The organism is Pseudomonas sp. COR18 (assembly GCF_048568395.1).
Lineage (GTDB): Bacteria > Pseudomonadota > Gammaproteobacteria > Pseudomonadales > Pseudomonadaceae > Aquipseudomonas > Aquipseudomonas fuscovaginae_B.
Window position 1 is genome coordinate 1,887,409 of the sequence record NZ_CP183808.1, and the last position, 11,507, is coordinate 1,898,915.

10 protein-coding genes and 1 pseudogene are annotated in these 11,507 nt (G+C 65.9%); all 11 read left to right on the forward strand.

Going from position 1 to position 11,507, the window contains the following annotated elements:
- Positions 1-129 precede the first annotated feature (129 nt).
- The 11 genes and pseudogenes from cbiE (at position 130) to ACM62G_RS08800 (ending at position 11,501) form a co-directional block, all read left to right on the forward strand.
- Positions 130-1,332 carry a precorrin-6y C5,15-methyltransferase (decarboxylating) subunit CbiE gene (cbiE, locus tag ACM62G_RS08750; protein WP_419737011.1) on the forward strand — a complete coding sequence of 401 codons (1,203 nt, stop codon included), beginning with the start codon at positions 130-132 and terminating at the stop codon, positions 1,330-1,332.
- 90 nt (positions 1,333-1,422) lie between these two features.
- A complete protein-coding gene (locus ACM62G_RS08755) occupies positions 1,423-2,520 on the forward strand; it encodes a cobalt-precorrin-5B (C(1))-methyltransferase (RefSeq protein ID WP_419737012.1) in 1,098 nt (365 codons plus the stop codon).
- A gap of 8 nt (positions 2,521-2,528) precedes the next feature.
- Entirely contained in the window at positions 2,529-3,254 is a 726-nt protein-coding gene (locus tag ACM62G_RS08760; protein ID WP_419737502.1) for a cobalt-precorrin-6A reductase, read from the forward strand.
- Positions 3,255-3,309: 55 nt separating this feature from the next.
- Complete coding sequence (locus ACM62G_RS08765; protein WP_419737013.1) at positions 3,310-3,645, forward strand: type II toxin-antitoxin system RelE/ParE family toxin; 336 nt, start codon at positions 3,310-3,312, stop codon at positions 3,643-3,645.
- Positions 3,646-3,650: 5 nt separating this feature from the next.
- Positions 3,651-3,974 carry a DNA-binding protein gene (locus ACM62G_RS08770; protein ID WP_054060496.1) on the forward strand — a complete coding sequence of 108 codons (324 nt, stop codon included), beginning with the start codon at positions 3,651-3,653 and terminating at the stop codon, positions 3,972-3,974.
- Between the two features lie 162 nt (positions 3,975-4,136).
- A pseudogene (locus tag ACM62G_RS08775) lies at positions 4,137-4,540 on the forward strand (DUF2946 domain-containing protein).
- A gap of 47 nt (positions 4,541-4,587) precedes the next feature.
- Positions 4,588-5,073 carry a copper chaperone PCu(A)C gene (locus ACM62G_RS08780; RefSeq protein ID WP_054060498.1) on the forward strand — a complete coding sequence of 162 codons (486 nt, stop codon included), beginning with the start codon at positions 4,588-4,590 and terminating at the stop codon, positions 5,071-5,073.
- 21 nt (positions 5,074-5,094) lie between these two features.
- A complete protein-coding gene (locus ACM62G_RS08785) occupies positions 5,095-5,556 on the forward strand; it encodes a DUF2946 domain-containing protein (RefSeq protein ID WP_419737014.1) in 462 nt (153 codons plus the stop codon).
- Between the two features lie 143 nt (positions 5,557-5,699).
- A complete protein-coding gene (locus ACM62G_RS08790; RefSeq protein ID WP_419737503.1) occupies positions 5,700-7,733 on the forward strand; it encodes a TonB-dependent copper receptor in 2,034 nt (677 codons plus the stop codon).
- A gap of 113 nt (positions 7,734-7,846) precedes the next feature.
- On the forward strand, positions 7,847-9,229 hold the full coding sequence (locus tag ACM62G_RS08795; protein WP_419737015.1) for a PepSY-associated TM helix domain-containing protein: 1,383 nt from the start codon (positions 7,847-7,849) through the stop codon (positions 9,227-9,229).
- Positions 9,230-9,380: 151 nt separating this feature from the next.
- A complete protein-coding gene (locus ACM62G_RS08800; RefSeq protein WP_419737016.1) occupies positions 9,381-11,501 on the forward strand; it encodes a TonB-dependent receptor in 2,121 nt (706 codons plus the stop codon).
- The last annotated feature ends 6 nt before the right edge of the window (positions 11,502-11,507 follow it).

The following is an 11,507-nucleotide window of genomic DNA, read 5'->3' on the forward strand; positions in this document are numbered from 1 at the left end:
ACCGGCAGTCAGGGAAAGTGTTCGTTGTCATCCAAAGGCGTTTCGCCGTCGAAGGCGCGGTATTATGCCTGCTTTGTCCGAAGGCATGAAAAGACTGCCGGTCGGAACGCTGCGTTTTGAGGATTCTAGATGGCGCCCTGGCTGACAGTAGTGGGAATCGGTGAAGACGGCTTCGATGGCCTCGGCAAAAACGCCCGGCAGGCACTGCTGGGCGCGGCGCGGGTATTCGGTGGGCCGCGCCAGCTCGACCTACTGCCTGCGAGCGTGACGGCCGAGCGCCAGGCCTGGCCGAGCCCGTTCTCTCTCGAACCGGTACTGGCCCTGCGCGGCACGCCGGTGTGCGTGCTGGCCAGCGGCGATCCGATGCTGTTCGGCGTCGGCGCCAGCCTGGCGCGTCAGGTCGAGCCACAGGAAATGCACGTGCTGCCCGCCCCGTCCGCCTATTCGCTGGCCGCTGCCCGCCTGGGCTGGGCCCTGCAGGAGGTGGTGTGCCTGTCGGTGGTCGCCCGTCCCGTCGCCGCGCTCGGCGCGCACCTGCACACTGGGTTGCGCCTGCTGGTGCTGAGCAACGACGAACACAGCCCTGCCGCCATCGTCGCCCTGCTGCGCGAGCGTGGCTTCGGCCCCAGCCGGGTCAGCGTGCTGGAGCATCTGGGCGGGCCGCTCGAACGGCGCATCGATGGCCGTGCCCGGGGCTGGCAGGAGCAGCCGTTCGCCCGCCTCAACCTGGTCGCCATCGAATGCCAGGCCGACCCGGCCACGCCCCGCCTGTCGCACATCGGCGGGTTGCCGGACTCCGCCTTCCGCCATGACGGCCAACTGACCAAGCGCGACGTTCGTGCCATTACCCTGGCCCGCCTCGCACCGGTCCCCGGCGAACTGCTCTGGGATGTTGGTGCCGGCAGCGGCTCCATCGGCATCGAGTGGATGCGTGCCCATCCCTCCTGCCGGACCATTGCCATCGAAGCGGACGCAGGCCGCCAGCAACTGATCGAGCACAATCGCGACGCCCTGGGCGTCCCCGGGTTGCGCCTGGTCCGCGGCAATGCCCCGCAGGCCCTGGACGGGCTGGAACAGCCGGATGCGATCTTCATCGGTGGCGGCGTGACCGTTCCCGGTGTTGTCGAGACCTGCTGGGCCCGGCTCAAGCCCGGCGGACGGCTGGTGGCCAATGCCGTGACCCTGCAAAGCGAACTGCTGCTGATGAACTGGCGACAGAGCCACGGCGGCGAACTGACCCGCCTCCATGTCGCCCAGGCCCAACCCCTGGGCGACTTCGATACCTGGCGCCAGGCCTTGCCGATCACCCTGCTCGACGTGGTGAAACCTTGAATGCCCTGAAAGCCCCGAGCCTTGCGGAAGCGGGCTTGCCCGCAAAAAATTGCCTGGACCCCGCCTCGCTCGGAGCCGGAGCACGTAGCCATGCGTGACGAAACCGCCGAACAACCCGCGCCCCTGCGCAGCGGCCTGACCACCGGCAGTTGCGCCACCGCCACTGCCCTGGCGGCGGCGCGCCTGCTGCTGAGCGGCGTCAGTCATGACGCGGTGCGGATCATCCTGCCCAAGGGCAAGCAGGTCGAGATGCGCCTGGAGTTCTGCCGCCGGCACGAGGACGGTGCCGAGGCCGGGACCCTCAAGGATGCCGGCGACGATCCGGATGTCACCCACGGAGCCCTGCTGTACACACGGATACGACTGACCGCCGAGCCTGGCGTGCACTTCCACGCCGGCAGCGGCGTCGGCACCGTCACCCGCCCCGGGCTGGTGCTGGCGGTCGGCGAGCCGGCGATCAATCCGGTGCCGCGCAGGATGATCACCGAACACCTGCAGCAACTGGCGGCCGAACACGCCTACGACGGGGGCTTCTCGGTCACCGTCAACGTCGAGGGCGGCGAGGCGCTGGCACTGAAAACCATGAACCCGCGCCTGGGCATCCTCGGCGGGCTGTCGATTCTCGGCACCAGCGGCATCGTCCGGCCATTTTCCTGCTCGGCCTACATCGCCTCGATCCACCAGGGCATCGATGTGGCCAGGACCAACGGCTACCTGCATATCGCCGCCTGCACCGGCAACGCCAGCGAAGACACCATGCGCCGGGTGTACGACCTGCCGGAAATCGCCCTGATCGAAATGGGCGACTTCGTCGGCGCCGTACTCAAACACCTGCGCAAGGTGCCTGTGGATAAGCTGAGCCTGTGCGGCGGCTTCGGCAAGATCAGCAAGCTGGCGGCCGGGCACCTGGACCTGCACAGCCGGCATTCGAGCATCGACCTCCCGCAACTGGCCGAATGGGCCGCCGCGGTGGGTGCCGACGAGGCCCTGCAACAGGCCATTCGCCAGGCCAACACCAGTCAGCAGGCCCTGGCAATGGCCAGCGCCGCCGGGGTCGCCCTCGGCGATGCGGTCTGCCGGCACGCCCTGGAGTTCGCCCGCAGCGTGGTCCCGGCCCAGGTGCAGGTGGAGGTTTTCGCCATCGATCGCCAGGGCGGCATCGTCGGCCATGCCGGAGCGTTTCAATGAACCAGCCGATCAAGCGCCTGCTGTTGCTGGGTGGTGTCACCGAAGCCCTGGCGCTCGCCCGTACGCTCGGGCCGCAGCATATCTACAGCCTCGCCGGTGTCGGCCGGGTGCCCACCGACCTGCGCTGCCAGGTGCGTGTCGGTGGCTACGGCGGCGCCGAAGGCCTGGCGCAGTTCATCCGCGAGCAGGGCATCGACCTGCTGCTCGATGCCACCCATCCCTACGCTGCGCAGATCAGCCGCAATGCGGCGGCGGCGGCACACTCGAGCGGCATCCCCTGCTGGGCCCTGCGCCGCCCGACCTGGGTCGCCGAACCCGGCGACGACTGGCGGGAAGTGGCGGACTGGGCCGAACTGATCAAGGCCCTTGAGCCGTTCCGCCGACCGCTGTTCACCCTCGGCCGCGAGCCCTTGCAGCACCTGGATGAAATCCCCGGGAACCAGTTCTGGACCCTGAGGGCCCTCGACCCCTACCCTGGCAACGCGCGCTGCGAAGTGATCGGCGCCCGCGGCCCCTTTCACCTGGAAGAGGAACGAGCCCTGTTCGAACAGCGCGCCATCGACGTGCTGATCAGCAAGAACAGCGGCAGCGGCGCCACCGAACCCAAGCTGCAGGTCGCCCGGGAGCGCTCGCTGCCGGTCCTGATCCTCAAGCGTCCCTCCCTGCCGGCGGTGGACCGGGAGTTCCGGACGCCAGAGGAAACACTTGCCGCCTTGGCAGCGGCACTTCAATAGATCACGATCCCGGCTTGTCAAAAAAGTAACCTATTTGTTACCTTGAGAAGCAGGGATGATCGACCTCGAAGAATACGTGCGGGACAACCACAGCAACCCGTTCGAGCGCCGGTTCTCTTCACTGGATGTGCAAGCGGCCGCCAAGGTTTCCACCGCCCTGCTCCGACTGGAGATGGGCAACACCTCGAACATCAAATGGTTCGAAGGCCTCGGGGAGTACCGCATCGACTGGGGCCCTGGCTATCGGATCTACCTGATACGCGAAGGCACGCGCCTGATCATCCTGTTGGGCGGCGGCGACAAGTCGACTCAGAAAAGAGACATCCAGCAAGCCAGGCAGTTGGTTGAAGAATACCAACGTCGCAGACGCATAGAACCGCAAACGAGGTAGACCCCATGGCGCTGAGCCGCAGCTTCAAACAGACCATCGCCGAGCGCGCGCAACGCGACCCGGCATTCGCCGAGGCACTGCTCGACGAGGCCGCCAGCCTGTTTCTCAATGGCGAGCCGGAAATGGCCCGGGTCATCCTGCGCGACCTGGTCAACGCCACGGTGGGTTTCGAAGGCCTCGCCCGGGAAACCGACAAACCGAGCAAGAGCCTGCACCGGATGCTTTCGGCCAATGGCAATCCCAGCATGGACAACCTGGCCGCGATCTTCGCCGTCATACGTACCACACTGGGCGTCAACATCGAGGTGCATAGCGTTCCGCTGAGTTGACCGACTTCGCCATCCCGTCAGGGCTGCTACGCTTTCCCGGAGCGCCTGCGGCAAACAGCCTACAAAGTATTGCGACCTTTCACCGCAGCCCGTGCTTTTACTTATGCAGGACGTTCAGGCTAAATAACCCACCGGTTTGAAACATCCGACGGAAACCCTTCCATGTCCCGACAACGGCTCGCCGCAGCTACCTGGATCGCCTGCCTCGCAGTGCTGTTCAATCTGCTTGCCATGCCGATTTCCGGGGCCATGGCGCCAGCGGCGGATCGCTCCGCCACCGACCAGCTGCTCTGGGGCAGTTTCTGCTCGGCCAGCGGTACCAAGCTGGTTGCCACCGTCATCGGTAAGCTGGAGCAGAAAGCCCCCCGGGCGATGACCACTCCAACATGCAGCATTGCTGGTGTTGCTCCGGCTCCGCGCCACTGGTGGCCTTGCCCGGCCATGTGCCGCAACTGGCACTTGCGCCGACCGAAAGCGGCCCGCTGCACGCGGCCCTCCCGGTCGACTCGCCAACACCGCGACAACAGTGGCCCTCACTCAATCCCCGAGCCTCTCCAGCGGCCTGATTCACACTCGCAACCCTTTGCGTTTCGAATCGTTATGGAGAACTCCCATGCTCAAGAATGCCCTGCTTCTGGCCGCCTTGCTGCTGCCCGTCGGTTTTGCCGATGCCCACGAATTCACGGTTGGCGACCTACGGATCGACCACCCATGGTCCCAGGAACTGCCACCCAACGCGCCCACGGTCGCGGCCTATTTCACGCTGCATAACCAGGGGACAACGGCCGACCGCCTGACCGGCGTCGACAGCCCCATCGCCGGCAAGGCCGAACTGCACGAGCATGTGATGCAGGCGAACCTGATGAAGATGCAACAGGTGCCGGACGTGACCATCCCCGCCAAGGGCGAGGTCAGGTTCGCGCCCATGGCCTACCATGTGATGCTGCTCGATCTGCGCGACCGCAGCCTGCTGCAGGACGGCCAGCATTTCCCGCTGACCCTGCACTTCGAGAAGGCCGGCGCTGTCACCGTCGAGGTCTCGGTGCAGAAGCAGGCACCTGCCGCGACCCCGGACAAGATGCACATGCACGCCCAGTAAGCCTCGGCCCCGTTGCACGCCATGCGCACTCGCCGCAGCAGCTCCAGCCACTCCCGCACCCAGGTACGCGGCAGTTGGCTGAGCCTGTTCGCCATGCTGATGATCTTCATCGGTCCGCTGATTTCCCAGGCGATGCCGATGGACCGGCACGCCATGTCGATGGCGATGAACATGGACATGGACATGCCCGGTCACCACGGCACACAGGCCGGGCAAGACGCCAGCGAGCACCACGGCAATAGCGCCGAACACCATGCGCTCTGGGAAAAATGCGGCTACTGCAGCCTGCTGTTCAGTTGCCCGGCACTGCCGCAGACCCTGAGCTTCGCCGCCCTCGACGGCCCCCGACCGGTCCCCACGGTCGACTCCCGAACCCGTCTGGGACATGCCCGGCAGAGCATCTTCCCCGGCGCCCGCACCCGCGCGCCGCCAGCCTTCCATCAGGTAACGAGCTATCTCTCACCCGGCTTGACCGCCCTGTAACCGCAGCGCGGTGGCCGTGTTGTATTCGCTTGAATGATGGAACACCTATGTCCACTGCAAAGACTCGCCTGCGCGCTGCGCGGGCGAAAAACCCTTTCGTCCCGAACGAGCTGCACCTGAGCCTGCGCCAGACCACTGCACTCATGTGCGCAGCGCTGCTGGCACCGACGGTGTTCGCTGCCGATGCCGCAGACGACCACGACCAGCACGCCCGGGAAATCAGTCCGACCGTGATCACCGCCGTCGCGCCCAGCTCGCCGCTGACGGTCATCACCAACCCCAGGGACCCGCGCCAGCCGGTACCGGCCAGCGATGGCGGCGACTACCTCAAGACCATTCCCGGCTTCGCCCTGGTGCGCAATGGCGGCACCAACGGCGACCCGGTGCTGCGCGGCATGTTCGGCTCGCGCCTGAACATCCTCACCAACGGCAGCATGATGCTCGGCGCCTGCCCGGGCCGGATGGATGCACCGACCTCCTACATCTCGCCGGAAACCTACGACAAGCTGACCGTGATCAAGGGCCCGCAAACCGTGCTCTGGGGCCCGGGCGCCTCCGCCGGGACGATCCTGTTCGACCGCGAGCCGGAACACTTCGGCGAACTCGGCAGCCGGATCAACGCCAGTGTCCTCGCCGGTTCCAACGGCCGTTTCGACAAGCTGGTGGATGCCGCCGCAGGCGGCCCGCTCGGCTACATCCGGGTGATCGGCAACCAGGCCCACGCAGATGACTACAAGGATGGTCACAACGACACCGTGCCCTCGCGCTACGACAAGTGGAACGGCGACGTCGCCCTCGGCTGGACCCCGGACGCCGACACCCTGCTGGAACTCACCGCCGGCAAGGGCGACGGCGAGGCCCGCTACGCCGGGCGCGGCATGGACGGCGCACAGTTCAAGCGCGAAAGCCTCGGCCTGCGCTTCGAGAAATCGAACATCGGCGACGTGCTCGACAAGCTCGAAGCCCAGGTCTACTACAACTACGCCGACCATGTGATGGACAACTACACCCTGCGCCAGCCGTCCGGCACCGGGATGATGGCCGGCCCCATGGCCTCCAACGTCGACCGCCGCACCCTGGGCGCGCGGATCAAGGCCACCTGGCACTGGGCCGACTGGCAACTGATCGGCGGCCTCGACGCCCAGACCAATGAGCACCGCCAGCGCAGCAGCATGGGCATCGACACCTACAAGGACCTGCCTCGGACCAGGGACGCCGATTTCCACAACTACGGTGTGTTCGGCGAGCTGACCTGGTACGCCGCCGAGCGCGATCGCCTGATCAGTGGTGCTCGACTGGACCGCGCCTCGGCCCGAGACTTGCGGCAGACCCTCGGCTCCGGCATGAGCGCGCGGGCCAATCCGACCGCCGACGACACCCGCGCCGACACCCTGCCCAGCGGCTTCGTCCGCTACGAGCACGACCTGGCCGAGACACCGGCCACGTTCTACGCCGGCCTCGGCCACGCCGAACGCTTCCCCGACTACTGGGAGCTGTTCTCGCCCAACCGCGGCCCGGGCGGGTCGCTCAATGCCTTCGACGCGATCAAGCCGGAGAAGACCACGCAACTGGACTTCGGCGTGCAATACAAGACCGCCGACCTTGAAGCCTGGGCCTCGGGCTACATCGGCCAGGTGCGCGACTTCATCCTGTTCGACTACCAGCCTGGCATGATGGGCATGACCTCCCAGGCACAGAACGTCGATGCGCGGATCATGGGCGGCGAACTCGGCGCGGCCTATCAACTGACCTCCAACTGGAAGGCCGACGCGACCCTGGCCTATGCCTGGGGCAAGAACACCAGCGATGGCAAGGCCCTGCCGCAGATCCCGCCGCTCGACAGCCGCTTCGGCCTGACCTATAGCGAGGACGACTGGAGTGCTGGCGCCTTGTGGCGGGTGGTCGCGGCGCAGAACCGCATCGACCAGAACAAGGGCAACGTGGTCGGCAAGGATTTCTCCAAAAGTGCCGGCTTCGGCGTGTTCTCCCTCAACGGCGCGTACCGCCTCAACAAACACCTGAAGCTCAGCACGGGCGTCGACAACCTGTTCAACAAGGCCTATGCCGAACACCTGAACCTGGCGGGTAATGCCGGCTTCGGCTACCCGGCCAATGACCCGCAGGCGATCAACGAACCGGGGCGGACCTTCTGGACCAAGGTGGACATGGCTTTCTAAAGAACACCACCGACTTTGTAGGAGCAGGCGATGCGGCGACCCGACTTGCCTGCTCCTACAAAAAACAACCACATATCCAATACCCGAATCATCAAACCTTGCGGAGCGCTCCCATGAGCCAACCGAAAATCTCTTTCTACAACCTGGCCTGGCGCTGGCATTTCTACGCCGGGCTGTTCGTCGCCCCGTTCATGATCCTGCTGGCGCTGACCGGGATCATCTACCTGTTCAAGCCACAGCTCGACCCGCTGATGTACGGCCACCTGCTCAAGGTCGAGCCCGGCCATCAGCTGATCAGCGCCGACGAGCAGATGCGGCGGGTCCAGGCCACTTATCCACAGGCGCGGATCAAGCAGTACCTGCCGCCCGCCACTGCCGGGCGCAGCGCGCAGTTCGTGGTGATCCGGGACGGCCGCGAACTCAACGTGTTCATCGATCCCTACCGCGGCAACGTGCTCGGCGAACAGGACGCCAAGCTCAACCTGCAGGCCGTTGCCCGCGCCCTGCACGGCGAACTGATGATCGGCACCGTCGGCGACCGCCTGGTGGAACTGGCCGCCGGCTGGGGCGTGATGCTGGTGGTGTCCGGGGTCTACCTCTGGTGGCCGCGCGGCCGTTCCCAGGGCGGTGTGCTCTGGCCGCGCCTGAACGCCCGGGGCCGGGTCCTGTGGCGCGACCTGCATGCGGTCAGCGGGTTCTGGGGCTCGATCCTGCTGCTGTTGATGCTGCTCAGCGGCATGACCTGGACCGGCTTCTGGGGCAAGCAGTACGCCGAGGTCTGGAACAGGTTTCCGGACCCGATGTGGAACAACATGCCCAAGTCCGACGTCGAGGCCCGCAGCCTGAACACGGCTGCACGCCAGACCGTGCCCTGGGCCATGGAAAACACGCCGATGCCGATGTCCGGCGACCACGCCGAGCACATGCATCACGGCGGCGCCTCGGCCGGCCCGGCGGCACCGGGCATCGCCCTGCAGCAGGTGGTCGACATCGCCACCGCGCGCCAGGTCGAGCGCGGCTACAGCATCACCCTGCCGACCACCGCCGAGGGCGTCTTCACCATCGCCGTGTTCGCCGACGACCCGCGCAACGACGCGACCCTGCATGTCGACCAGTACACCGGCACGGTCCTGGCCGACGTGCGCTGGCAGCAATACGGCAACGTCGCCCGGGCCACCGAGATGGGCGTGATGCTGCACGAGGGCAAGCTGTTCGGACCGATCAACCAACTGGTGATCCTGCTGATCTGCCTGATGATCCTGCTGGGTTCGGTCAGCGGCCTGGTCATGTGGTGGAAGCGTCGCCCGCAGGGCAGCCTCGGCGTGCCACCGCTGCGCCACGACCTGCCACGCTGGAAGAGCGCGATGCTGGTGATGCTGGTACTGGCGGTGCTGTTCCCGCTGGTGGGGGCATCGCTGATCGTGGTCTGGCTGCTCGACAGGCTGCTGTTGTCGCGCCTGGGCCGCCAACATGAACCGGCCTCACCTTCAGCCTGAAGAACGTGAGATGCGTGGAATAGAGGGATCTATAGACTTCGGAGGCTATCCACTTGCAACCACATATTGTTATATTATAACAATATCGCAAGGCTCCCGCCCGCGGCCACAAGCCGCGGGACTCTCCGAAAAAAAGCGACTCACTACCCCGATGAACAAGTATTTCGTCTCCGGCCTCTGCCTGCTGGCGTTCAACCACGCCCACGCGGATGCCACGCTGACCCTGCCCACCGGCACCATCACCGCGCCTGCCGTCGACCCCGACAGCATCGACCTGAAAACCCCGACCAGCGCCGGTTCGCGCCTGGGGCTCAGCGCCCTGGAAACCCCGGCCAGTACCGAAAGCCTGAGCGGCGCACGGATTCGTGAACGCGGTGATGCCAGCGTGCAGGATGCGGTCTCGCGCAGCACCGGAATCAGCCGCACCGGTACGCCGGGCGACGGTGGCACCTCGTTGCAGGCCCGCGGCTTCACCGGCCAGGGCTCGGTGATGCAGTTGTACGACGGCAACCGGATGTACACCGGCATGGGCACCGTGACCTTCCCGGTGGACACCTGGTCGGTGGAACGCGTCGACGTACTGCGCGGCCCGGCCTCGGTGCTGTATGGCGAAGGGGCGACCGGCGCGGTGATCAATACCATCCCGAAGAAGCCGTTCGAAGGCGGGATCGAGAACCACCTGCGCCTCGGCTATGGTTCCTACGACAGCCAGCAGCAGGCCTTCGACAGCGGCGGCTCGCTGAGCGACAACCTGAGCTACCGGGTCAACCTCAACCGCCTGCGCAGCCACGGCTGGATCGACCGCGGCGACTCCGCCGGCGACTTCGTCAGTGCCGCGCTGCGCTGGCAGGCCAATGACAGCCTGGTGTTCACCCTGGCCCATGACTACGGCGACCAACAGCCGATGAACGATTTCGGCGTACCGCTGATCAACGGCCGCTACCAGGGCCATCTGCGCGACCGGAACTACAACGTCGGCAACGACACCCAGCACTACAACGACCAGTGGACACGCCTGACCACCGAGTGGCAGGTCTCCGACAGCGTCAGCTCGAACAACGAGCTGTATTACCTCAAGGCCCGGCGTCGCTGGCAGAACGCCGAGAACTACAGTTTCGACCGCGCCAGCCAGCAGTTGCTCAGGAGCGGTTTCCTCGGCATCGGCCACCACCAGGAACAGCTCGGCGATCGCCAGACCTTCACCTTTAGGCACAGCCTGTTCGGCCTCGACAGCCAGACCCTGGCCGGGGTGGACGTCAACCGTATCCGCTTCAAGCTCTCCAGCAACTCACCGTTCGAGGACCTGCTGCCGAGCGGCCAGCCGATCGACATCGAGCACCCGACACCGGGTGCCTTCGACAGTGCCAGCCCCTACCGCGAGCAGTTCAAGAGCAGCACGCGGCAGTTCTCGGTGTTTGCCGAAAACCGTACTCACCTGACGGAGCAGTGGTCGCTGGTGACCGGTGTGCGCCGGGACTTCGTGCACATCGATCGCGACAACCTGGTCGACGGCAGCGACAGCGACAAGAGCCTGGTCGGCAGCAACTGGAAGGTCGGCCTGGTCTACGCCATGACGGCCGACACCTCGCTCTACGGCCAGTACTCCACCAGCACCGACGGCGTCGGTGGCCTGATTTCCCTGAGCCCGAGCCAGCAGCAGTACGACCTGTCCACCGCGAAGCAGACCGAGGTCGGTCTCAAGCAGATGTTCTGGGACCAGCGCGGCGAGTGGACCCTGGCGGCCTACCACATCGTCAAGAAGAAGCTGTTGACGGATGACCCCGGCAATACCCAGAACAAGCTGCAGGTCGGCCAGCAATCCTCTGACGGCCTGGAGGCCAGCCTCGACCTGCAACTGGCCCACGACTGGCAGTTGCAGGCCAATGCCGCGATCGTTCGGGCGCAGTACGACGACTTCCAGCAGAAAGTCGAGGGTGTCTACGTTTCCCGCGACGGCCAGCGCCCGGTGGATGTGCCGCGGCGGACCGCCAATCTGTGGTTGAGCAAGGCCCTCGGCGACGATGTGAAGGCCGGCGCCGGCGTACGGTATGTCGATGCCCGCTATGCCGACCTGGCCAACAGCACCGAGCTGCCGAGCTACACCGTGGTCGACGCGAACCTGTCGTGGAAGGCCCTGCGCAATACCACCCTGGGGCTGCAATTGAACAATCTGTTCGACCGCCAGTACGCACAAAGCCAATACAATGACGGCCAGCAATGGATTCCGGGACAGCCGCGCTCGCTCTTCGTGACGGCCGATTACACCTTTTGACCACAG

Bases quoted from the DNA above. Each gene is read 5' to 3' on its own strand.
- ACM62G_RS08790 (WP_419737503.1), top strand. From the start codon at position 5,700: ATGTGCGCAGCGCTGCTGGCACCGACGGTGTTCGCTGCCGATGCCGCA.
- ACM62G_RS08755 (WP_419737012.1), top strand. From the start codon at position 1,423: ATGCGTGACGAAACCGCCGAACAACCCGCGCCCCTGCGCAGCGGCCTG.
- ACM62G_RS08770 (WP_054060496.1), top strand. From the start codon at position 3,651: ATGGCGCTGAGCCGCAGCTTCAAACAGACCATCGCCGAGCGCGCGCAA.
- ACM62G_RS08780 (WP_054060498.1), top strand. From the start codon at position 4,588: ATGCTCAAGAATGCCCTGCTTCTGGCCGCCTTGCTGCTGCCCGTCGGT.
- ACM62G_RS08785 (WP_419737014.1), top strand. From the start codon at position 5,095: ATGCGCACTCGCCGCAGCAGCTCCAGCCACTCCCGCACCCAGGTACGC.
- ACM62G_RS08765 (WP_419737013.1), top strand. From the start codon at position 3,310: ATGATCGACCTCGAAGAATACGTGCGGGACAACCACAGCAACCCGTTC.
- cbiE (WP_419737011.1), top strand. From the start codon at position 130: ATGGCGCCCTGGCTGACAGTAGTGGGAATCGGTGAAGACGGCTTCGAT.
- ACM62G_RS08795 (WP_419737015.1), top strand. From the start codon at position 7,847: ATGAGCCAACCGAAAATCTCTTTCTACAACCTGGCCTGGCGCTGGCAT.
- ACM62G_RS08800 (WP_419737016.1), top strand. From the start codon at position 9,381: ATGAACAAGTATTTCGTCTCCGGCCTCTGCCTGCTGGCGTTCAACCAC.